This window comes from Stenotrophomonas sp. YJH_SMC_12-1 (genome assembly GCF_059370935.1).
In genome coordinates this window covers 39780-63056 of record NZ_JCAFUD010000007.1, presented here as the reverse complement: position 1 = coordinate 63056, position 23277 = coordinate 39780, and the positions used below count along the sequence as shown (strand labels likewise).

17 protein-coding genes are annotated in these 23277 nt (G+C 66.9%); 12 read left to right on the top strand and 5 right to left on the bottom strand.

Annotated features, from left to right (window positions below; translation table 11 throughout):
- The first annotated feature begins 65 nt into the window (after nt 1-65).
- From aceB to AC5P8Y_RS13900, 4 genes are all read left to right on the top strand, one after another.
- A complete protein-coding gene (gene aceB / locus AC5P8Y_RS13915) occupies nt 66-1688 on the top strand; it encodes a malate synthase A (RefSeq protein WP_033833256.1) in 1623 nt (540 codons plus the stop codon).
- A gap of 64 nt (nt 1689-1752) precedes the next feature.
- Entirely contained in the window at nt 1753-3054 is a 1302-nt protein-coding gene (gene aceA / locus AC5P8Y_RS13910) for an isocitrate lyase (RefSeq protein WP_005407653.1), read from the top strand.
- Between the two features lie 417 nt (nt 3055-3471).
- Complete coding sequence (locus AC5P8Y_RS13905; protein ID WP_024956231.1) at nt 3472-4512, top strand: GGDEF domain-containing protein; 1041 nt, start codon at nt 3472-3474, stop codon at nt 4510-4512.
- A gap of 17 nt (nt 4513-4529) precedes the next feature.
- Nucleotides 4530-7067: a putative peptide modification system cyclase gene (locus AC5P8Y_RS13900; RefSeq protein WP_033833257.1), complete on the top strand. Its 2538-nt coding sequence runs from the start codon at nt 4530-4532 to the stop codon at nt 7065-7067.
- Here AC5P8Y_RS13900 and AC5P8Y_RS13895 read toward each other — a convergent pair.
- Nucleotides 7040-7345 (bottom strand): NHLP-related RiPP peptide, encoded by a 306-nt coding sequence (locus AC5P8Y_RS13895; RefSeq protein ID WP_033833258.1) that lies wholly within the window; start codon nt 7343-7345, stop codon nt 7040-7042. The genes AC5P8Y_RS13900 and AC5P8Y_RS13895 overlap by 28 nt on opposite strands.
- A 143-nt stretch (nt 7346-7488) precedes the next feature.
- On the opposite strand from AC5P8Y_RS13895, the gene AC5P8Y_RS13890 reads away from it, so the two are divergent.
- Nucleotides 7489-8658 (top strand): putative peptide maturation dehydrogenase, encoded by a 1170-nt coding sequence (locus tag AC5P8Y_RS13890; RefSeq protein ID WP_033833259.1) that lies wholly within the window; start codon nt 7489-7491, stop codon nt 8656-8658.
- 21 nt (nt 8659-8679) lie between these two features.
- Here the strand turns inward: AC5P8Y_RS13890 and AC5P8Y_RS13885 are convergent, their stop codons facing one another.
- Genes AC5P8Y_RS13885 through AC5P8Y_RS13875 form a run of 3 tightly spaced genes read right to left on the bottom strand, consistent with a single transcriptional unit; the run spans nt 8680 to nt 13488 of the window.
- A complete protein-coding gene (locus tag AC5P8Y_RS13885) occupies nt 8680-10695 on the bottom strand; it encodes an acetyl-CoA carboxylase biotin carboxylase subunit (RefSeq protein ID WP_414498107.1) in 2016 nt (671 codons plus the stop codon).
- An 8-nt stretch (nt 10696-10703) separates the two neighbouring features.
- Nucleotides 10704-12314 carry a carboxyl transferase domain-containing protein gene (locus AC5P8Y_RS13880; protein WP_495202025.1) on the bottom strand — a complete coding sequence of 537 codons (1611 nt, stop codon included), beginning with the start codon at nt 12312-12314 and terminating at the stop codon, nt 10704-10706.
- A 10-nt stretch (nt 12315-12324) separates the two neighbouring features.
- Nucleotides 12325-13488: an isovaleryl-CoA dehydrogenase gene (locus AC5P8Y_RS13875; RefSeq protein ID WP_005407660.1), complete on the bottom strand. Its 1164-nt coding sequence runs from the start codon at nt 13486-13488 to the stop codon at nt 12325-12327.
- A gap of 161 nt (nt 13489-13649) precedes the next feature.
- Between AC5P8Y_RS13875 and AC5P8Y_RS13870 the strand changes: the two genes are divergently transcribed.
- From AC5P8Y_RS13870 to AC5P8Y_RS13860, 3 genes are all read left to right on the top strand, one after another.
- The gene (locus AC5P8Y_RS13870) at nt 13650-14258 is read left to right on the top strand and encodes a TetR/AcrR family transcriptional regulator (protein ID WP_005407661.1); all 609 of its coding nucleotides are present in this window, start codon (nt 13650-13652) and stop codon (nt 14256-14258) included.
- Between the two features lie 205 nt (nt 14259-14463).
- The gene (locus AC5P8Y_RS13865; RefSeq protein WP_005407662.1) at nt 14464-14982 is read left to right on the top strand and encodes a c-type cytochrome; all 519 of its coding nucleotides are present in this window, start codon (nt 14464-14466) and stop codon (nt 14980-14982) included.
- Between the two features lie 319 nt (nt 14983-15301).
- Nucleotides 15302-16747, top strand: a complete 1446-nt coding sequence (locus AC5P8Y_RS13860; protein WP_049404814.1) for an ExeM/NucH family extracellular endonuclease — start codon at nt 15302-15304, stop codon at nt 16745-16747.
- A gap of 301 nt (nt 16748-17048) precedes the next feature.
- On the opposite strand, the gene AC5P8Y_RS13855 is transcribed toward AC5P8Y_RS13860, so the two are convergent.
- On the bottom strand, nt 17049-17906 hold the full coding sequence (locus AC5P8Y_RS13855) for an EamA family transporter (protein ID WP_049403806.1): 858 nt from the start codon (nt 17904-17906) through the stop codon (nt 17049-17051).
- Between the two features lie 43 nt (nt 17907-17949).
- Between AC5P8Y_RS13855 and AC5P8Y_RS13850 the strand changes: the two genes are divergently transcribed.
- The 4 genes from AC5P8Y_RS13850 to AC5P8Y_RS13835 all read left to right on the top strand — a co-directional run bounded on the left by AC5P8Y_RS13850 (nt 17950) and on the right by AC5P8Y_RS13835 (nt 23243).
- Nucleotides 17950-18621, top strand: a complete 672-nt coding sequence (locus tag AC5P8Y_RS13850) for an alpha/beta hydrolase (protein ID WP_049465451.1) — start codon at nt 17950-17952, stop codon at nt 18619-18621.
- Nucleotides 18618-19718 carry a cell division protein ZapE gene (gene zapE, locus AC5P8Y_RS13845; protein WP_053504951.1) on the top strand — a complete coding sequence of 367 codons (1101 nt, stop codon included), beginning with the start codon at nt 18618-18620 and terminating at the stop codon, nt 19716-19718. Before AC5P8Y_RS13850 ends, zapE begins: the two co-directional genes overlap by 4 nt.
- A 67-nt stretch (nt 19719-19785) precedes the next feature.
- Entirely contained in the window at nt 19786-20046 is a 261-nt protein-coding gene (locus tag AC5P8Y_RS13840; protein ID WP_111097703.1) for a hypothetical protein, read from the top strand.
- 794 nt (nt 20047-20840) lie between these two features.
- A complete protein-coding gene (locus AC5P8Y_RS13835; protein ID WP_495202024.1) occupies nt 20841-23243 on the top strand; it encodes a ribonucleoside-diphosphate reductase subunit alpha in 2403 nt (800 codons plus the stop codon).
- The last annotated feature ends 34 nt before the right edge of the window (nt 23244-23277 follow it).

Sequence of the window (23277 nt, the reverse complement as noted above, 5' to 3'; positions counted from 1 at the left end):
TGTTTTGCCAAATACTCGGGCCCAGCGGCACCGTGGAGTCGTTCCCCCACCGCTGGAGTCGCCCCATGTCCGCCGTCGCTTCCGCTGTTCCCACCCCTGCCAGCAAGGCCACCCCCGGTATCGCCCTGGCGACCCGCGTGGCCGGCCAGGACACCCTGCTGCCGGCGCCGTTGCTGGCCCTGCTGGTGTCGCTGCACCGCGCGGTGGAACCGGGCCGGCAGGCACGGCTGCAGGCCCGCCGCGAGCGCCAGGCGTTCTTCGACCAGGGCGGCCTGCCGGACTTCCGGGAAGACACCACCGCGATCCGCAACGGCGACTGGCGCGTTGCCCCGCTGCCGGCCGCGCTGCAGGACCGCCGCGTCGAGATCACCGGCCCGACCGACCCGAAGATGGTCATCAACGCGCTGAACTCCGGCGCCAAGGTGTTCATGGCCGACTTCGAGGATTCGACCTCGCCGACCTGGCGCAACCTGCTGGCCGGCCAGCAGTCGCTGGCGGCGGCGGTGCGCGGTGACCTGCAATTCACCGCTGCAAATGGCAAGCACTACAGCCTGCGCCCGTACGACGAGCAGGCGGTGCTGATCGTGCGCCCGCGCGGCTGGCACCTGGACGAAAAGCACGTGGCCATCGACGGCCAGCCGCTGGCCGGTGGCCTGTTCGACGCGGCGGTGTTCGCCTTCCACAACGCCCGCACCCTGCAGGCGAAGGACCGCGGCCCGTACTTCTACCTGCCCAAGCTGCAGAGCATGGAAGAGGCGGCGCTGTGGGAGACCGCGCTGTCGCACATCGAAGGCATGCTCGGCCTGCCGCATGGCCAGATCAAGGTGACGGTGCTGATCGAAACGCTGCCGGCGGTGTTCGAGATGGACGAGATCCTGCACGCGCTGCGTGACCGCATCGTCGGCCTGAACTGCGGGCGCTGGGACTACATCTTCTCGTACCTGAAGACCTTCCGCCGCCACGCCGACCGCGTGCTGCCCGAACGCGGCCAGGTGACCATGACCCAGCCGTTCCTGAAAGCGTATTCGGAGCTGCTGATCCAGACCTGCCACCGCCGCGGTGCGCATGCGATGGGCGGCATGGCCGCGCAGATTCCGATCAACAACGATGCCGCCGCCAACGAACAGGCGATGGCCCGTGTGCGCGCCGACAAGCTGCGCGAAGTCACCGCCGGCCATGACGGCACCTGGGTTGCACACCCGGCGCTGATTCCGGTGGCGATGGCGATCTTCGACGAACACATGCCCGGTGCGAACCAGCACAGCGTGCTGCGCCAGGACGTGCGCGTCGGCCGCGACGAACTGATCGCACGGCCGCCGGGCACCATCACCCGCGCCGGTTTCGAAGGCAACGTGGAAGTCTGCGTGCGCTACCTGGCCGCTTGGCTGGATGGCAACGGCTGCGTGCCGATCCACCACCTGATGGAGGATGCGGCCACCGCCGAGATCAGTCGCAGCCAGCTGTGGCAGTGGCTGCACACGCCGGGCCAGCAGCTGGACGACGGCACCGCGATCGACCTCGCGCTGCTGGATTCCACCCTCTCGCAGCTGCCGGCACGGCTGGGCGATACCGCCGCGCTGCCCGGTGGCGCACGCATCGGCGAGGCCATCGCCCTGCTCGGCGAACTGAGCCGCAGCGACGAACTGACCGATTTCCTGACCCTGCCGGCCTACGCGCGCATCGACTGACTGACTGCCCGCAAACCCGCCGTTTCCCTCCCCGTTGCACGCACGAACCGAACTGGAGAAAGACATGAGCAAGCTGCCCACTGCCGAACAGATCCAGCACGACTGGGATACCAACCCGCGTTGGGAAGGCATCCAGCGTAACTACAGCGCCGCCGACGTGGTCCGCCTGCGCGGCACCGTCCACATCGAGCATTCGCTGGCCCGCCTGGGTGCGGAGAAGCTGTGGGCATCGCTGCATGAGCGCGAGTTCGTCAACGCGTTGGGTGCACTGACCGGCAACCAGGCCATGCAGCAGGTCAAGGCCGGGCTGAAGGCGATCTACCTGTCCGGCTGGCAGGTGGCGGCCGACGCCAACCTGGCCGGCCAGATGTATCCGGACCAGTCGCTGTACCCGGCCGATTCGGTGCCGGCGGTGGTCAAGCGCATCAACAACACGCTGCTGCGTGCCGATCAGCTGCACCACGCCGAAGGCAAGGATGACATCGACTTCCTGCAGCCCATCGTGGCCGACGCAGAAGCCGGTTTCGGCGGCGTACTCAACGCCTTCGAACTGATGAAGGCGATGATCGAGGCCGGCGCCGCCGGCGTGCATTTCGAAGACCAGCTGGCGTCGGTGAAGAAGTGCGGCCACATGGGCGGCAAGGTGCTGGTGCCGACCCGCGAGGCCATCGAGAAGCTCAACGCCGCACGCCTGGCCGCCGACGTGCTGGGCGTGCCGACCCTGCTGGTCGCGCGCACCGATGCCGAGGCCGCGGATCTGCTGACCAGTGACATCGACGGCAACGACCGCCCGTTCACCACTGGCGAGCGCACCGTCGAGGGCTTCTACAAGACCCGCAATGGCCTGGACCAGGCGATCAGCCGTGGCCTGGCCTACGCGCCCTACGCCGACCTGGTGTGGTGCGAGACCGGCAAGCCGGACCTGGAATTCGCACGCAGGTTCGCCGAGGCGATCCATGCGAAGTTCCCGGGCAAGCTGCTGGCCTACAACTGCTCGCCCAGCTTCAACTGGAAGAAGAACCTGGACGACGCCACCATCGCCAAGTTCCAGCGTGAGCTGGGCAGCTATGGCTACAAGTTCCAGTTCATCACCCTGGCCGGCTTCCACGCGCTGAACTACGGCATGTTCAATCTGGCCCACGGCTACGCACGCCGCCAGATGAGCGCGTTCGTGGAACTGCAGGAAGCCGAGTTCGAAGCCGCCGAGCGTGGCTTCACCGCGGTCAAGCACCAGCGCGAGGTTGGCACCGGCTACTTCGATGCCGTGACCCAGGCGATCCAGCAGGGCCAGTCGTCGACCACCGCGTTGACCGGCTCGACCGAAGAAGAACAGTTCCACGGCGGGCGCAGCGAACGCGCTGCGTGATGCGGTAGTGCCGGCCGCTGGCCGACACCCACGTGCGCCTTCGGGCACTACGGAGAAGCCGGCCAGCGGCCGGCTCTATCGGGGTCGCGAATCCGATCAGGGTGGCCAGGGAAGGGCCAGGCAACGCCGGCCGGTCGGGGGACTTGCCGGCGTTGTTGTATCGATGGAAACTCGATGAACGCATGCAGCGTCAATCCAGCGCACCCCACAGTCCGGCAACTTGGCCGAAACCCTGTGAAGGTGGCCATCAGATTGATCCGGAACGACTTTTCCCTGGACCGTGGCGGGCAGAACGGCCACCGTGCGCCTTCACATCGGGAAAGCGGACCACACGGCTCAAAATGAGATAGGGCGCACATTTTAAAGCGGTGCTATGCTCCGCGGCTCACCAGGGGACGCTGGCGGCGGGTGCAGGGAATGACCGGCAGGGGTGCGGCCGAGAACAGTGATGTGACGTCAGGTATCGCCCGGGTGGCGATGGCCGAGATCGTGCATGCGCTGCTGTCCGATGCCGAGGTCGCATTGTTCGCCAGATTTGCCCGTCCACGCAAGCTTCATGCCGGGCAGTGGCTGTTCCAGCGTGGCCACCGTGGCGAGCGCATGTACGTGATCCTGGAAGGCCAGATCGAACTGGACTTCGGCGAGGACCTGGTGATCAAGACCCTCGGGCAGCAGGAGTTCTTCGGTGAGCTGGGCCTGCTGGTGGGTGATCACCCGCGCAGCGCCAGTGCGCGCGCTCTGGTGGACTGCGAGGTGCTTGAGCTGGGGCCCGCCGACTTCCATCGTCTGGTGGAATCCGATCCGGGCCTGGTCGCCTACTTCCTGCGCCGCACGATCATGCGCGTGCTGACCAACGAACAGGCGCTGATCAGCCAGCTGCGCCGGCGCAACCATGATCTGGAAACCGCGCTGGACAATCTGTACATCACTACCCACCAGCTGACCCACACCCGTGAACTGGTGCGTACCGATGAACTGACCGGGCTGCACAACCGCCGTGGCCTCACCCTGTACCTGCAGGAATGCCGCGCCGATGGCAGTGGGCTGCCGCAGGCGCTGCTGCTCATCGACTGCGACCGCTTCAAGCAGATCAATGACCGCCATGGCCACCAGGCCGGCGATCGCGTGCTGCAGAGCATGGGCAACATCCTGCGCTCGATGGCCGGTGAGCAGGACCTGGCCTGCCGGCTCGGCGGTGACGAGTTCTGCCTGATCCTGCGTCGTGGCAACCACGAGATCGTGCAGCACGCGGCAGAGTTCATCCTCAGCGCGGTACACGGCCTGCTCGAGCGCAGCCACGGCACGCCGCACGTCAGCCTGGTCAGCATCGGCGCCAGCCTGCTGGACCCGGATGCGGGCTGGAGCGAGTGGTACGCCAGCGCGGATCGTGCGCTGTACCAGGCCAAGCGTGATGGTGGCAACTGCCTGCGTTGGGCAGACGCAGTGGACTCACCCTAGATCGGGAGACAGAGGCGATGAATGGCGACAACGGAACGTCGGCGCCGCACAACCAGCAACTGCGCGCCCTGCTATTCACCGACCTGTGTGACTCGCTGCTGCTGGTCGAACGCATCGGCGATGTCGCTGCCGCCGAACTGTTCCAGGAACACGACCGGCTGGTGCTGGCGCTGCAGCAGCGCTGGAACGGCCAGCTGATCGATCGCTCCGACGGGCTGTTCATGCTGTTCGAGCGCCCGATCGACGCGCTTGGCTTCGCATTGGATTACCAGCGTGGGCTGCAACCGCTGGGGCAGAGACACGAGATCCATCTTCAGGCGCGGGCTGGTCTGCATGTGGGCGATGTGCTGACCTGGGAGAACAGCGCCGAGGCAGTGCGGGCTGGCGCCAAGGCGATTGAAGTCGAAGGCCTGGCCAAGCCGACGGCGGCGCGCCTGATGCAGTTGGCACGTCCGGGCCAGATCCTGCTTTCGGCGGTGGCCGAATCCATCGTGCGTCGCTCCAGTGGGTCGCTGGGCGCGATGGCTGAAGGCCTGCAATGGCGATCGTTCGGGCGATGGCGCTTCAAGGGCGTGAGCCAGCCAGCCGAAGTCTACGGCGTGCAGGCGGCGGGCATGCCCACCCCGGGGCGGCTGCGGCACACGGCCAAGGCCCGGCGTGATCTTCCGTTGTGGCGCCGTCCGCTGGCGATGGCGGCGCAGGCCGCCGTACTGCTGGCCGCAGTGCTTGGTGTCTGGTTGCTGACCCGGCCACAGCCGGCCATCGCGTTCGCCGAACGCGACTGGGTGGTGCTCGGCGGGCTGCATAACCTCACCGGCAATCGACTGCTCGATGACGCCCTGGACCAGGCGTTCCGGATCAGTCTCGAGCAGTCCCGCTACGTCAACGTCGTCAGTGACGACCGCGTCGGCCGCACCCTTGAGATGATGCGGAAACCGCCGGATCGCGGTGTCCGTGAACGTGGCGATGCCGCCGCTGTGGCGGTGCGCACGGGCGCCCGCCTGGTGTTCGTGCCATCGGCGACCGATGTCGGCGGCCGAACCCGCTTCAGCGTGGAGGTGGTCGAGCCGTCGACGCTGCGCACCCTGGCCGTGGTATCCGCCGATGCGAAGGCCGGTGCAGTACTGGCGGCGGTGGACGATGTTTCGCGCCAGCTGCGTGATCGCCTGGGCGAAGAGCCCGCATTGATCCAGCGCGACAGCCAATCCCTGCCGGAGGTGACCACGGGCAGCATGGATGCGTTGCGTGCGTTTGCCTTGGGCCAGAAGCGCTACAGCCGAGGAGATTTCAACGGCGCTATGGCGTTCTTCGGGCAGGCGATCGAGGTCGATCCTGAGTTCGCCCTGGCATGGCTGGGCCAAGCCCGCTGTCGCTTCGCCATGATGAATTACCGCGATGCCCGGCGTCTGCTGGCAGAGGCCGACCGTCGATCAGGGCACCTTACGCCACGCGAGCGCCTGTACGTGCAGAACTGGGCGCTGCAGATCAGTGATCCGGATCGCGCCACCGACGGCTGGGCGCGCATGGCGGAGCTGTATCCGGATTACATGCCTGCAAGCTACAACGCCGGTCTGAATCTTTTCCACGAGAACCGCGTTGCCGAGGCCCTGGCGCTTTCCCGGCGTGTTGCACAAAGCAGGGTCGAGCTGCCTGAGATCGCGCAGGACCAGTACGGCCGCGCCTTGCTGGCCAGCGAGCGCTACGCAGAGGCTGACATCGCGTTCAGCCGTGCCGCCGGCAATGGTTGGGAAGGTGCATTGATGCGCCAGGCGACGGTGGCGGCAGCGCGTTCCGAGTTCGAGAAGGCCAATGCGCTGCTTGGGCGGATCGATCCAGGCAACTTCCATGCTGGCAATTTCGCTACCACGATTGCGCTTGACCAAGGCGATGTCGAGGGCGCCATCAAGCTCGCCGAACAGGGAAGGATGCTTGCCGGACAGCGCCAGGGCATGGATCGGTACAACTTCGACATGCCCCTGGCCGTCGCCTACATGATGGCCGGCAGAAGGTCGAAGGCGCTGATGGTGGCGCGCGTGGCCGCGACCGCGCCGTTCGCAGAGCTGAGCGGCGAACCCGCGGTGGAGGTGGTGGATCGCCTGGTTGCAGCACACGCAGCAGCCTTGCTGGCACTGAGACTGGGCGATGCCGCACCGGCCAAGGCGGTCCAGGCCCGGATGAACGCGCTTCAGGATCTCCCTGACAGCAGCGTGTTGCGCCAGTACGTCACCCTGTTGGCCGGGCGGATGATGCAGCATGAGGGCCGGCCCCAGGCCGGGCTGGACCTGCTCGTACCGCTGCTGAAGAAGCAGCCACGCCTGCAGGTGCGGCTGGCAGTGCGTGACCTGGCGCTGGAGGCGGGCCTGAAGGATGTTGCCCAGGAGCAGACGCGTTGGCTGCGTGATCGCCCCGGATTTGCATATGCAGAAGCGCAATGCAGCTTCTGCCTGCAGGCGCTTAACGTAGTGGATGTGCGGAGGCTCATGGCGGCGCCGGCAATCGAGGCTGCCGACACCATGGCCTCGATGCCTCAGCGCAGCGTGCGCGGCGAGCCGTAACCGTCCTCAAGCATCGGCACGGAGTAGCCGGTACCACTGGTCAGCATGGCGATGATCTGGTCTTCGGCCTGTGCGATGACGTCTTTCTCCGCCAGGCAGATGTTCTTGCAGCAATCCTGGACGAACTGCTGAAGGTCAGCCGGGTTGGATGGAACGTGTCCAGCCAGCAGTATCGCGGCGGCCGTGTCGGTAGCGAAGAGCTGGCGGAAGGTGTCATCGGTGGCGAGGCGCTGAACCAGCGTCCTTGCGACCGGCAGCGAGAGCGTCAACGTGGGCATTGTGTCCTGCATCCATGGAGTGTCGAGGGGCAGTGGTGATGTCGGCTTGGCAAAGCGGTTCTTGAGAGGGTAGAGCGGGAGATGTAAAGGAATCGGGTCGCGGTTCGATAACGTGGATTCACGATGAAGGAAGGGCTGATCCGATGGATGTCAGGCGCTGCGCGATCGTAGTGGTACAGCCCACCGAGCAGATCCGGTTTGAGTTTGAGGGCCTGCTGCGCGGTGGTGATGGGCTGGTGCGCACGCTTGCCTGGGAGGCACTCGCCCCCCACCTGGATGGACCGGTGGTGCTGGACGCTGCGGCACAGGCACTGCTGGGAAGCCTGAGCCCAAGTGCATGGACCACGCTTGAGGCAGGGAAGGCCTGTTCACCTGCCATGGACCTGCTGATCGCCAGTGGCCTGGTGTTGACTCGCGGACAGGATGACGATGTTGCCGCTCGTGACGAGCGGCTGCGTGCAACGCATTGGCACCCCCTGGCTGCGGTCATGCATGCCTTCTCACGCTGGGAGGATGTTGACGCCGTTCGCAACATGCGTGAATCACAGATCGAAACGGCCTCGCAGATGCGCAGGACATTGGGACCGCCGCCACCGCACGCTGCCGCTGCCGACGCTGGGTTGGTACCACTGCCGCCTCAGCAGTCCACCGATTTCGACGCACTGCTGGCGCGGCGCGTCACCTGCCGGAACTTCGATGTCACCCGATCACTGCCGCTGCCCCTGCTGAGCCAGATGCTGCAACGGGCATTCGGCAGCAGCAGCTGCCAGCGCGAAGGCGATGATCTGGTGTTCCTGAAGAAGAACGTACCTTCGGGCGGCGGACTGCATCCTGTGGAAGCCTACGTGCTGGTGCGCAATGTCGATGGACTTGCCGCGGGCATGTACCTCTATCGAGCGCAGGGCCACGGACTGATGCCGGTTGATTGCCCCGTGGCCATCGATCGCGACTTCGTGATGTCCATGGTCGGGCAGCAGCACTGGTTCGCGGATGCGCACGTGCTGGTGGTCCTGGCCCCACGTTTCAACAGGACGTACTGGAAGTATCGCCAGCATGGGAAAAGCTATCGGGTTGTCGCGATGGAGGCGGGACATCTATCCCAGACGCTGTACCTGGCGGCCACGGATGCCGGCCTGGGAGCATTCATTACTGCAGCGATCAACGAAAAGCCCATCGAACGTGCCCTGGGCCTGGACACGATCAATGAGGGGGTACTCGCGGTCTGCGGTTTCGGATGGCGTGCATCACGGATGACGACCAGCGAACTGGACCCGGCAGGCGTGATCTGGAACCTTGAAGACCGCGCGGGCTGACCCCGCGCGGCCTCTGCTGCATCACGCCGCGTCGAAGTCCACCAGCACCGCACCATCACCCACCTGGTCGCCGGCCTTGGCGCGATAGCCCTTCACCGTCCCATCCGCCGGTGCCTGCAGGGTGTGCTCCATCTTCATCGCTTCCAGCACCACCAGCGGCGTGCCGCGCTTGACCTCGGTACCGGCGGCGACCAGCGTGGCGACGATCCTGCCCGGCATCGGCGCCAGCAGGCTGCCGGCATCCGCCACGGCGTGGTCCGATTCGCCCACCGGATCGTGCAGGGTGAAGCGGTGCTGGCCGTCGGCGCCGAACAGGTACAGCTGGTCACCGTCGCGCAGCAGCTGCAGCGACCAGCGGCGTTCGCCCAGCTGCACGGTAAGATGCTGCGCATCGGCTGTGCCGATCACCTGAACCGGCGCGGCGTCATCGCGCTGCACGCGCCAGCCATCGGCCTGTGCCCACACTTTGAGCGTGTGCTTGCGTTCGCCCTGCTGCAGCGGCAGCACGCGCGGTGCCGATGCGCCGAGGCGCCAGCCATCCTGGGCCTGCCATGGCGAATGCGGGTCGCGCGCGTCGGTGCTGGCACCGGCAGTGCCAGCAACCGCGGCCACGGCGGCCAGCTGCCACAGGGCATCATCCGTTTCGCCCACTGCACTCAATGCCGCCTGTTCGCGTTCGATCAGCGCGGTATCCAGCCTGGCGTGCGCGAACGAATCGGTATTCACCAGCCGGCGCAGGAAGCCGGCATTGGTGGTCACGCCTACCACCTGGCAGTCGGCCAGCGCCTGGCTCATGCGGCGCAGCGCGGCATCGCGGTCCACGTCCCAGACGATCAGCTTGGCAATCATCGGGTCGTAGTACGGAGTGATGCTGTCGCCTTCCTCCACGCCGGTATCCACGCGCACATGGGCCGAAGGGATTGGCAGGCGCAGGCGGCGCAGGGTGCCGGTGGAGGGCAGGAAGCCACGGTCGGCATCTTCGGCATACAGGCGCGCTTCGATCGCGTGGCCGTGGATGGCCAGCTGCTCCTGGCGCAGCGGCAGCGGCTGGCCCGAGGCCACGCGCAGCTGCCATTCCACCAGGTCGGTACCGGTGATGTACTCGGTGACCGGGTGCTCGACCTGCAGGCGGGTGTTCATTTCCATGAAGTAGAAATCGCCGTCCGGGCCGGCGATGAACTCCACCGTGCCCGCACCTTCATAGCCCACCGCGCGCGCGGCATCGACCGCCGCCTTGCCCATCGCCGCACGACGTTCCGCGCTCATGCCCGGGGCCGGCGCTTCTTCCAGCACCTTCTGGTGGCGGCGCTGCACCGAGCAGTCGCGCTCGAACAGGTACACCGCGTCACCGTGGCTGTCGCCGAATACCTGGATCTCGATATGACGCGGGCGCTCGACATACTTCTCGACCAGAACGTGGTCGTTGCCGAACGCCGAGGCCGCCTCGCGCTGGCAGCTGGCCAGCGCATCGACGAAGTCCTCGCTGCGCTCGACCTTGCGCATGCCCTTGCCACCGCCACCGGCGCTGGCCTTGATCAGTACCGGGTAGCCGATGGCGTCGGCCTGCGTGCGCAGGAAGTCCGGTGCCTGCTGATCGCCGTGGTAGCCCGGGGTCAGCGGTACGCCGGCCTTGGCCATCAGCGCCTTGGCCGCGCTCTTGTCGCCCATCGCGCGGATGGCGCTGGCCGGCGGCCCGATGAAGGTGATGCCGGCGGCGGTGCAGGCATCGGCGAAGTCGGCATTCTCGGACAGGAAGCCGTAGCCGGGGTGGATGGCCTGCGCGCCGGTCGCGCGTGCCGCGTCGAGCAGCGCATCGCCGCGCAGGTAGCTCTCACGCGCGGCGGCCGGACCAATGCGGATGGCTTCGTCGGCCAGGCGCACGTGGCGCGCGTTGCGGTCGGCATCGGAATACACCGCCACGGTGGCGATGCCGAGGCGGCGGCAGGTGGCGATGACGCGACAGGCGATTTCGCCACGGTTGGCGATCAGGACTTTGGTGAACATGGCAACGGGCTTCATGGGAGCGTGCTCGGTCATGGCATGGATTACATGCGGAACACGCCGAAGCGCGTCTGCTGCGGGGCGGCGTTGAGGCTGGCCGATAGCGCCAGGGCCAGCACCCGGCGGGTGTCGGCCGGATCGATCACGCCGTCGTCCCACAGGCGCGCGCTGGCGTAGTACGGGTGGCCCTGCTGCTCGAACTGGTCGCGGATCGGCGCCTTGAACGCGTCTTCCTCCGCAGCCGGCCACTGGCCGCCCTTGGCCTCGATGCCATCGCGCTTGACCGTGGCCAGCACGCTGGCGGCCTGCTCGCCGCCCATCACGCCGATGCGTGCGTTCGGCCACATCCACAGGAAGTTCGGCGAGTACGCGCGGCCGCACATGCCGTAGTTGCCGGCGCCGAACGAACCGCCGATCACCACGGTGAACTTGGGAACCCTGGCGCAGGCCACCGCCATCACCAGCTTGGCGCCGTCCTTGGCGATGCCGCCCTGTTCGTACTTGCGGCCGACCATGAAGCCGGTGATGTTCTGCAGGAACACCAGCGGAATGTTGCGCTGGGTGCACAGCTCGATGAAGTGCGCGCCCTTCAGCGCCGACTCGGAGAACAGGATGCCGTTGTTGGCGATGATGCCGATCGGGTAGCCGTTCAGATGGGCGAAGCCGGTCACCAGCGTCGCGCCATAGCGCGGCTTGAATTCGTCGAAGCGCGAGCCATCGACCAGGCGCGCGATCACCTCGCGTACGTCGTAGGGCTTGCGCGTATCGGCCGGGATCACACCGTACAGTTCGTGTGCCGGCAGCAGCGGTTCTTCGCTGGCCTGCACCGCCATCGCCGGTTCCGGCTTGCGCCAGTTCAGCTGCGCGATGATCGCACGCACCCGTGCCAGTGCCTGCAGATCGTTGTCAGCCATGTGGTCGGCCACGCCGGATAAGAGCGTGTGCACGTCGGCGCCGCCCAGTTCCTCGGCGGTCACTACTTCACCGGTGGCCGCCTTCACCAGCGGCGGGCCGCCGAGGAAGATCGTGCCCTGCTCGCGCACGATCACCGTCTCGTCGCTCATCGCCGGCACGTAGGCGCCACCAGCGGTGCAGCTGCCCATCACGCAGGCGATCTGCGGAATGCCCTGCGCCGACAGGTTGGCCTGGTTGTAGAAGATGCGGCCGAAATGGTCACGGTCGGGGAAGACTTCGTCCTGCAGCGGCAGGAACGCGCCGCCGGAATCGACCAGGTAGATGCACGGCAGGTGGTTCTGTTCGGCAATCTCCTGCGCGCGCAGGTGCTTCTTCACCGTCATCGGGTAGTAGGTGCCGCCCTTGACCGTGGCATCGTTGGCCACGATCACGCATTCCACGCCGCTCACCCGGCCGATGCCGGCCACCACGCCGGCGGCCGGCACGGCGTCTTCGTACATGCCATGCGCGGCCAGCGGCGCGATTTCGAGGAAGGCGCTGCCGGGGTCGAGCAGGGCGTCGATGCGGTCGCGCACCAGCAGCTTGCCGCGTGCGGTGTGCTTGGCGCGTGCGGCTTCGCTGCCACCCAGCGCGGTGCGCGCCAGGGTGGCGTGCAGATCGTCGACCACGGCCTGCATGGCCGCGCGGTTGCTTTCAAACGTTTCGCTGCCCGGTTGCAGCTGGCTGTTCAGGACGGTCATCGCGGTGGCCTTACAGGGTGCGCTGGAACAGTTCGCGGCCGATCAGCATGCGGCGGATCTCCGAGGTGCCGGCGCCGATTTCATACAGCTTGGCGTCGCGCCACAAGCGGCCGGTCGGGTATTCGTTGATGTAGCCATTGCCGCCCAGGATCTGGATCGCCTGGCCGGTCAGCCAGGTCGCCTTCTCGGCGGCGTACAGGATGGCACCGGCGGCGTCCTGGCGGGTGGTGCGGCCCTGGTCGCAGGCGCGCGCCACGGCATAGACATAGGCGCGGCAGGCGCCCAGGCCGACGTACATGTCGGCGATCTTGGCCTGGATCAGCTGGAAGCTGCCGATCGCCTCACCGAACTGGTGGCGCTCGTGCACGTACGGCATCACCACGTCCATCGCCGCGGCCATCAGGCCCAGCGGGCCGCCGGACAGCACCACGCGCTCGTAGTCCAGGCCGGACATCAGCACGCGCACGCCACCGCCAACCTGGCCCAGCACGTTTTCTTCCGGCACTTCGCAGTCCTGGAACACCAGCTCGCAGGTGGGCGAGGAACGCATGCCCAGCTTGTCCAGCTTCTGCGCGGTGGAGAAGCCCTTCATGCCCTTCTCGACCAGGAACGCGGTGATGCCCTTGGCGCCGGCGTCCATGTCGGTCTTGGCATAGACCACCAGCACGTCCGCATCCGGGCCGTTGGTGATCCACATCTTGTTGCCGTTGAGCACGTAGCGGTCGCCGCGCTTGTCGGCGCGCAGCTTCATCGACACCACGTCCGAACCGGCACCCGGCTCGCTCATTGCCAGCGCGCCGACCAGGCTGCCGTCGCACAGGCCGGGCAGGAAGCGTTGCTTCTGTTCTTCGTTGCCGTTCTTGCGCAGCTGGTTCACGCACAGGTTGGAGTGCGCGCCATAGGACAGGCCAATCCCGCCGGAGGCACGCGAGATTTCTTCCATCGCCACCACGTGGGCCAGGTAGCCCATGCCGGTGCCGCCGTATGCTTCTTCCACGGTGAGGCCGAGCAGGCCCTGTTCGCCCAGCTTCGGCCACAGGGCCAGCGGGAACTGGTTGCTGGCATCGGCCTCGGCGGCCAGCGGTGCGACCTCGGCGGCAGCAAAATGGGCCACGCTCTGGCGCAGCAGGTCGATGTCTTCGCCAAGGTCGAAGTTCAGGGATGGCACGTGCATTGTGGTGGCTCCACGACGGGATGGCAGGAAATGGACGCACCCGGCGGGAAAGCGGGCGGCGGTCTGCAGGACCGCTGCCCGCACGGGCGATTGGACCCCAGCGTAGCGGGGTTCGGATAAGAAGTGAATACAAATTCAAAAATTGAAACCAGAATCAAAACATGGCCTACAAACGCTCTGCACTGATGGAAGAACGCCTGGCCGGGGCCCGTGAACGGATCCTGCTGGCCACCCGTGAGCTGGTCGCCACCGGCGGCTGGCGCAACGCCCCGGTGACCGCCGTGGCGACCCAGGCGGGGGTATCCACCGGCCTGATCTATCGCCATTTCCCGTCCAAGGCCGAGCTGTTCGTGGAGGTGCTCAACGCCGCGGTGGCCCACGAGGTCGCGATCATGGAGCGCATCGCCAGTGGTCCGGAGGTGGCCAGCGAGCGCCTGCGGCTGGCGATCACCGCCTTCGTTCGCCGCGCCCTGGCCGGGCCGGGGCTGGCGCATGCCTTCATCGTCGAACCGGTCGATCCGGACGTGGAGGCTGAGCGCATGCGTGGTCGTCGCGCCTTCGGCGACGTGTTCCTGCGGCTGGTGGAGGAGGGCGTGGCCGCCGGTGAGCTGCCTGCGCAGGACGCGCATGTGGCCGCCGCCTGCCTGGTCGGCGCCTTCACCGAGGCGATGGTCGGCCCGACCGCACCCAGCCGCGAAGCGCACCGCGACGAAGACGCGCTGGTGGATGCGATCTGCAGCTTCTGCCTGCGCGCAATCGGCGCCCGGTAACGTGGTAGAGCCGGCCGCTGGCCGGTTTCTGCACGATCCATCCGGCGGGATGGCGATGCCGGCCAGCGGCCGGCACTACCGGGCCGGCATGTTGCGCCGCACCAGCAGTGACGCCTGTTGTCGCACGCAAAGCGCGTTCTATACTCGGTCCATCACGCAGTCGCTCAGCCGTGGTCCAACGACTATCAGCCAGGGGTAACGAAGAGTGCGGAATTACGATCTGGAGTTCCTGAAACGCTTCTCCATGGTGATCGCGCTGCTGGCGACCATCACCCTCGGCCTCATCCTCCTTGCCGCCTACATCCACACCCGGATTCCGCCCGAGGTGTCGCCGACGGCGGCCAAGCGCACCGAACAGCGCATTTCGCCCACCGGCGCGGTCTATGCCGGCAGCACCGGCGCCGCCGCGCAGGCAGCGGCCAAGGCCGCCGCGCTGGCCAAGGCCGCCTCGCAGGTGGCCTACGGTGGCACCAAGGACGGCAAGGTCATCTTCGACAACCTGTGCACGGCCTGCCACACCACCGGCGTGGGCATGGCGCCGACGCTGGACCATTCGCACTGGGACAAGCGCATCGCGCAGGGCAAGGACACCCTCTACAAGCACGCCATCGAGGGCTACACCGGCCCGGATGGCGGCATCATGCCGCCCAAGGGTGGCAACCCGGCGCTGACCGAGGAACAGATCCACGCCACCGTGGACTGGATGCTGGGCAACCTGAAGTAGGCGCCGGGACGGCCAAACCGCGAAACGGCGGAAACGTCGGAAACGTCGGAACATGGAACCGCCGAACGGGATGGCGGAACCGCGGAACGGGGGTAGAGTCGACTGTTGGTCGACTGCTCTTCCCAACGCCACCGAAAAAGCCCGCGCTGCGCGCGATAGTCGATTAACAGTCGACTCTACCCGCCGGTCGCCCCAATCGCCGCGGTCGTTCTCCGTCTGCCACCGGCGGCTTTGCCGGCCAAGGCCAAAACCGCGCGCGTCGCTGGGGTTTCGCATTTCAAGGTTAGTCTGTGCGCCTCTTCCATGGAGTCGCCCGCCGATGCGCCGCCGTTCCCTCGCCCTTGCCCTGTCCCTGCTGCTGCCGGCCGGCGCCTTTGCCCAGGCCCAGCCGCAGGCCGCACCGGCCGCGGCGCCCTCCGCTGCGCGCAGCAGCGCCACCGTGGTGCTGACCGCCGCGCCGGCCGACTGGCGTGCACTGGATGGCCAGCGCGTGCGCATCGCCGCACCGCTGACCCTGGCCGGTACCGACGGCCTGGAGCGCTTCGGCCAGCTCACCGTGGCCTTCGATGGCCGCCTCTGGCAGCCGACCGAAGTGGCCACGCCGGGCACTGCCGGCTATGAGCAGGTGATGGCCGACAACCAGCGCCGCCGCCTGGTGCTGGAAGATGGCAGCGATGCCCGCGACCCGGCCAGCGTGGCTTACCTGCCGGGCAACCCGGTGCTGCGCACCGGCATGCAGCTGCGCGATGTGCAGGGCATCGTGCGCATGGATGCGCATGGCCATCCGCGCCTGCAGGTCGAAGGCGCGCTGAAGCTGCCGGAGCTGAAGCGCCCGGCGGTGCCGACCGTGCCGGGCAACCTGCATGTGGCGGCCTTCAACCTGGAGAACTTCTTCAACGGCGACGGCCAGGGCGGTGGCTTCCCGACCCTGCGCGGCGCACGCACGCTGGAGGAACACAAGGCGCAGATGGCCAAGCTGGTCACCACGGTCAACGCGCTGGGCGCCGATGTCGCCGCGCTGATGGAGCTGGAGAACGACGGCTACGGCCCGCAGTCGGCCATCGCCGAACTGGTCGATGCGCTCAACCGCGACCGTGGCGCGCAGGGCGACTGGCGCTTTGTCGACGCGGGCAACGGCCCCGGTGACAACCCGATCCGGGTCGGCATCATCTACCGCAGCGCGCGCCTGCAGCCGGTGGGCAAGCCGGCCACGCTGACCGGTGGCCCCTTCGTCGAGCACAGCCGCGTGCCGCTGGCGCAGGCCTTCCAGGGCAAGCAGGGCGCGCCGTTCGTGGTGGTGGCCAACCACTTCAAGTCAAAGGGCTGCCGCGACGCCGCCGGTGCCGACGCCGACCAAAACGACAACCAGGGCTGCTGGAACGCCACCCGCGTGACCTCGGCGCAGCAGCTGCACGCCTGGCTGCAGACCGACCCGACCGGTACCGGTGCAAAGGACGCGGTGCTGCTCGGCGATTTCAATGCCTACGCGATGGAAGACCCGATCCGCACCCTGCATGACCTGGGCTGGCAGGACGCGTTCAAGGTCGCCAAGATCGAGCATCCCTACAGCTACGTCTACAACGGCTATACCGGCCGCCTCGACCACGCGCTGCTGAGCCCGGGCATGGCCAAGCGCCTGCGCGGTGCCGCCGAGTGGCACAGCAACGCCGACGAGCAGGATGCCAGCGGCTACCAGGGCCGCAACGTGCAGGGCCCGTGGCGCAGCTCCGACCACGACCCGCTGTTGTTGGGTTTCGACAGATAAGGTTCGGCGGGGACCTGCTCTGGGCGGGACCTTGATCGGCACGGATCCTGCCGTTGCTTTTGATCTTCCACTCCGTCTTCAAGCGAGCCGAGCATCGCAGGTGAATCAGGGGCGAAGAGGCGCCGATGTTTGAGCGCAGCGAGTTCGGCGCCGTCCCCTGATTCACCGAGAAGCGCAGGGAGCCGGTGCACAGCACCGGCTCGCGGCTGGCGGCGCGTTTCTTTTGGTTACTTTTCTTTTCGCGCGAAAAGAAAAGTGACATCCCACCGCGGGCGCGGAAATGGCCCGCCGCAACCAACGCTCACCCCCAGGCGATCAACCCGATCGCCAGCACCGCCAGCGCCAGGCCGGCGCGGTTCCACCGGGTGGTCGCCTCGCCGAAGGCGAACACGCCCACCAGCGCGCCCAGCACCACCACGCCGATGTTCATGCCGGCGAACACGGTGGCCGGGCTGTCCGGCATCGACTGGTGCGCGTGCACATAGAAGAGAATGTTGCCGCCATTGAGCAGGCCCAGCAGCGCGCCCGCGCCCAGGTTGCGCCAGGCCAGCCGGCTGCGGCCACGCGCATGCCGCCACAGCTGCAGCGCCAGCATCAGCACGAAGGCCACGCTGAAGCTGGCCAGCACCGCCGCCATCGACGGCGTGCCGGACAGCGCCACCTGCTTGAGCAGCACGTCCACCACCGCAAACCCAGCCCATACCCCCAGCAGCCAGCCCCAGCCGCCGGGCGAGGACGCGACCACCGGCCCGCGTGGGCGCAGGCTGATCGCCACCATCGCCAGCAGGCCCAGGCCGAGCCCGGCCAGCTTCCACGGCGTGGCAGTCTGGCCGAAGAACAGGAAGGCGGCGGCCAATGACAGCAGCAGCGACAGCCGCTGCGCCACGTCGCTGCGGACGATGCCGGCCACCGCCACCGCGCGGCCCAGCACCAGGAAAATCGAGGGCAGCACCACCGCCAGCGCCAGCAATGACAGCCACGGCGCGTGCGGCGCGCGCAGCGAATCCAGCGGCGGCTGCAGCACCACGGCGGTGAGCGTTGCCGCCACCAGATAGTTCCAGGTGACCATCTGCGAAACATCCAGCTGGCGGCGTCCGGCCACCTTCAACAACACCGAAACCAGCACGCTGCAGATCACGGCCAAAGACAGGTAGAGCATGGGGCGGGCACAGGGCAGGGGCGGGGGACGGTATCATGGTGCCATGCACAAGCCTTCGTTCCCCGTCGCCCCCGGCGAAACCGCCTGCCTCGAACTGGACGGCCCGGCCGGCCCGCTGGAAGTGGTCGTCGACCTGCCCAAGGCCGACGTGCCGGCACAGCCGATCGTGGCCATCGTCTGCCATCCGCTGTCCACCGAGGGCGGCACCCTGCACAACAAGGTGGTCACCATGACCGCCACGACCCTGCGCGAGCTGGGCATCGCCACGGTGCGCTTCAACTTCCGCAGCGTCGGCGCTTCGGCCGGTACCTTCGATGGCGGCGTGGGCGAGCAGGACGACCTGAAGGCGGTCGCCGCCTGGGTGCGCAGCCAGCGCCCGCACGACCGCCTGTGGCTGGCCGGTTTCAGCTTCGGTTCGTTCGTGTCGCTGAAGGCCGCCGCCGCGCTGCAGCCGGAAGCGCTGATCTCGATCGCGCCGCCGGCCGGGCGCTGGGATTTCGATGGCATCGTGCCGCCGGCGCGCTGGCTGGTGATCCAGGGCGAGCAGGACGAGATCGTCGATCCGCAGGCTGTCTACCAGTGGCTGGACACGCTGGAGTTCCCGCATGAGCTGGTGCGCATGCCCGAGACCAGCCACTTCTTCCACCGCAAGCTGATCGACCTGCGTGGCGCGCTGACCCACGGCGTGAAGCACTGGCTGGGCGCGGCGGCATGAGTGCAACCGAGCTGACCCCGTCGCAGCGGTACGCGGAAGGGGTCGCCCGCGGTGACTGGCAGGACGATCCGGCCCAGCATGCGGCGCTGGCTGAGCTGGATCGCATCCACCTGGCCCTGCTGGACAGTGCCGAGGACGGCTGGCTGGACCGCCTGTCCTCGTTCTGGAAAAAGCCCGAGCCGGTCAAGGGCCTGTACTTCTGGGGCGGCGTCGGCCGCGGCAAGACCTTCCTGGTCGACCTGTTCTACGATGGCCTGCCGATCAGACAGAAGTACCGCACCCACTTCCACCGCTTCATGCGCAGCGTCCACGAGCGCCTGCGCGAGCACCAGGGCCAGAGCGACCCGCTGGCGAAGATCGCCCAGGAATGGCGCAGCAACCTGCGCGTGCTGGTGCTGGACGAGTTCTTCGTCACCGACATCGGTGACGCGATGCTGCTGGCGCGGCTGCTGGAGCGCCTGTTCGCCGAGGGCGTGACCCTGGTCACCACCTCCAACACCGCGGTGGAGAACCTCTACCTCAACGGCCTGCAGCGCGAGAGCTTCCTGCCGGCCATCGGCCTGCTGCAGCGCTTCTGCGTCGAGCTGTATGCCGAAGGCACCGAGGACTACCGGATGCGCGCGCTGACCCGCTCGCCGGTGTACCGCGCACCGCTGGCGGCCGACAGCGACGACTGGTTGGCCACGCGCTGGAGCGAACTGAGCGGCGGCCAGCCGGCCAAGCCCGGCAACATCGAGATCGAGGGCCGCAAGATCCCGGTCCGGGGCCGCGGCAAGAGCATCGCCTGGTTCGATTTCGCCGCGCTGTGCGAGGGCCCGCGTGGGCCGTCGGATTACATCGAGATCGCGCACGAGTTCAACACGGTGCTGCTGGGCGGGATTCCCGCCTTCGACCGCTTGAATGAGGACGCCGCGCGCCGCTTCGTCAACCTGATCGACGAGCTGTACGACCGCCACGTCAACCTGGTCTGCACCGCCAGCACCTCGCCGATCGAGCTGTACACCGGCCAGCGCCTGCAGGGCGCCTTCGAGCGTACCGCCTCGCGCCTGATCGAAATGCAGAGCGCCGAGTACCTCGGTACCCCGCACCGGGCGTGAGGGGTTCTGCTGGTTGTAGAGCCGAGCCCACGCTCGGCTGCTTCAAGTATTCCGGTGAGGGTGAATCATGAGTCAGGAAATCAACAAGCACGTTGCGCGAGCGATCGTTGAGCTTGCCATCTTCCTCGAGTTTTCGACGGATGACGTATTGGATCCAGATGCTGCAGTGCAGGGGCTCGAACGATTGGCTTCCACATTGCAAATGATGGACGTGGATTCCAAATCGTCTTTGTGCGTGCAGTTTGAAAGCATCGCAATGGAGTATTCAGGTGAGCAAGCCGGATTTGTTGAAGGCTTGGGCGAAGCGCTGGGGTTGATCGAAGCGTAGTCTGCTCATGTGTAAAAGCCCCAGATTCTTCTGGCACAAGGCAGTCAGAAATTCCGTGTTCACGCAGAACATGAGTAACAGGTGCCTTCGAGCGTACCGCCTCGCGCCTGATCGAAATGCAGAGCGCCGAGTACCTGGGTACCCACACCGGGCGTGAGGGGGCCTGAGGGCGTGCGTTGCCGGCCAGCGGCCGGCACGACCACTCCGGAATTCCGGTAGTGCCGGCCGCTGGCCGGCAATGATCCGGGGGGGGGAGGGCGCAACGGCGTTACCCTGCGGCCGCTCCTCCGGCCCGGCCGCCACATACGGCCTCGCGTCGCTGCCCGGCGGGTGATCCCGGCATCCACCGGATTCCCACCGGCTGCCCACGATCTATCCACAGGGTTGTCCCTAGCCAGTTTCATCACTGTCATGTGAAGCTGTCATTGTTCCGTTTTCGCGGTGCGTTGTGCCACCGCAATGACGCCTTTCGGGCTTGACTGCGCAGCCCGTTCCGGCAGGTCTGAAGCGTCCGATCCAGGCGTCGATGGCACGATCCTTGCGGCGCAAGGGATTGCCGAATTTCACTACATTTGGCGTTGACGGACCCCATTACCCCCACTATCTTGTGGCCGTCGGTCGCAGCAACCCCAATTCCAGGGGGTGGCCCCAGTACCCCTCCGCGATCGTCAACGGCAGTGGCCGGCGCAGGTCTCATTCCCTGCGACGCCGTCCTGTCACCCTGGGCTGTCATGTCCCGGGCCGCGTCACCCGATGCATCGAGCACCCCCAATCACGCCAAGAGGACACACGCCGTGAGCACCGAATCCAGCGCCACCATCGAGAAGGAAAGCGAGTTCCTGTTGACGTCGCCGCCGACGGCCAACGCGATGAGTGTGACCAAGCGCAATGGGACCACCGAACTGGTGGACCTGAACAAGATCGTGCGCGCGGTGCAGCGTTCCTCTGAAGGCCTGCACGCCGTCGATCCGATGCGCGTGGCCACCCGCACCATTTCCGGCCTGTACAACGGCGCCACCACCCGCGAGCTGGACGAGCTGTCCATCCGCACCGCCGCCCTGCTGATCGGTGAAGAGCCCGAGTACGGCCGCCTTGCCGCGCGGCTGCTGGCCAACTACATCGCCAAGGAAGTCTCGGGCCAGGAAATCTACGCCTTCTCGCAGTCGGTCAGCCGTGGCCATGAAGTCGGCCTGATCAACGACCGCCTGCTGAACTTCGTGCAGACCAATGCACGCAAGCTCAACGACGCCATCGACGGCGCGCTGGACCTGAACTTCGATTACTTCGGCCTGCGTACCCTGTACGACCGTTACCTGCTGCGCCACCCGCACACCCGCAAGGTGATCGAGACCCCGCAGCAGTTCTTCCTGCGCATCGCCAGTGCGCTGAGCGAGGACGTGTCCGAGACCCTGGCGCTGTACAAGCGCATGGGCAACCTGGACTACCTGCCGTCCAGCCCGACCCTGTTCAACTCCGGCACCACCCACGAGCAGCTGTCCTCGTGCTTCCTGCTGGACTCGCCGCAGGACTCGCTGGAGTCGATCTATGCCAAGTACGGCGACATCGCCCAGCTGTCGAAGTTCTCCGGCGGCATCGGCGTCAGCTACACCCGCGTGCGTTCGCGTGGCTCGCTGATCAAGTCGACCAACGGCCACTCCAACGGCATCGTGCCGTGGCTGAAGACCATGGATTCGTCGGTGGCCGCGGTGAACCAGGGCGGCAAGCGCAAGGGCGCGGCCTGCGTGTACCTGGAAACCTGGCACGCCGACATCGAGGACTTCCTCGAACTGCGTGACAACACCGGTGACGAAGCCCGCCGTGCGCACAACCTGAACCTGGCCAACTGGGTGCCGGACCTGTTCATGAAGCGCGTCGAAGCCGACCAGGAATGGTCGCTGTTCGATCCGCGCGTCGTGCCGGAGTTCACCGACCTGTTCGGCGAAGCCTTCGAGGCCGCCTACCTGCAGGCCGAAGCCCAGGGCAAGGCCAACCGCACCATCTCCGCCCGCAAGCTGTACGCCCGCATGATGCGTACGCTGGCCGAGACCGGCAACGGCTGGATGACCTTCAAGGACAAGTGCAACCGCGCCAGCAACCAGACCCTGCGTCCGGGCAACGTGATCCACCTGTCCAACCTGTGCACGGAAATCCTGGAAGTCACCTCCAACGATGAAACCGCGGTGTGCAACCTGGGTTCGATCAACCTGGGCAACCACTTCGACGAGCACAACGAGTTCGATTTCGAGAAGCTGGCCGAGACCGTGCGCCTGGCCGTGCGCCAGCTCGACCGCGTCATCGACCTGAACTTCTACCCGATCGAAACCGCCCGCCGCGCCAACCTGCGCTGGCGTCCGGTCGGCCTGGGCTGCATGGGCCTGCAGGACGTGTTCTTCCGCAAGCGCCTGCCGTTCGACAGCGCCGAAGCCCGCGCCCTGTCGAAGAAGATTGCCGAAGCGATCTACTTCCACGCGCTGGAAACCTCCTGCGAGCTGGCCCAGGAACGTGGCAAGCACCCGTCGTTCAACGACACCCGCGCCGCCAGTGGCGAACTGCAGTTCGACGCCTGGAACGTGGTGCCGGAAGACACCGCACGCTGGGACGCCCTGCGCGCCCGCATCAAGGAACACGGCCTGCGCAATTCGCTGATGATCGCGATTGCGCCGACCGCGACCATCGCCTCGATCGCCGGCTGCTACGAGTGCGTCGAGCCGCAGGTGTCCAACCTGTTCAAGCGCGAAACCCTGTCCGGTGACTTCCTGCAGGTCAACCGTTACCTGGTGAACGAGCTGAAGAAGCTGGGCCTGTGGACGCCGGAAATGCGCGATGCCATCAAGCTGGCCGAAGGTTCCATCGCCGGCGTGGCGCAGATTCCGGAAACGCTGCGCGAGGTCTACCGCACCGCGTGGGAACTGCCGATGCGTTCGCTGATCGACATGGCCGCCGAACGTGGCGCCTTCATCGACCAGTCGGCCTCGCTCAACCTGTTCATGGAAAGCCCGAACATCGGCGCGATGTCCTCCATGTACATGTACGCCTGGAAGCAGGGCATCAAGACCACCTACTACCTGCGTTCGCGCCCGGCCACCAAGATCGCCAAGACCACGGTGAGCGCTGCGGCCCCGGCCAAGGTATTCAGCCCGGACGAAGCCATCGCCTGCTCGCTGGAAAACCCGGAAGCCTGCGAGGCCTGCCAGTAACACACCGCGCGGTGGGTGCCGACCGTTGGTCGGC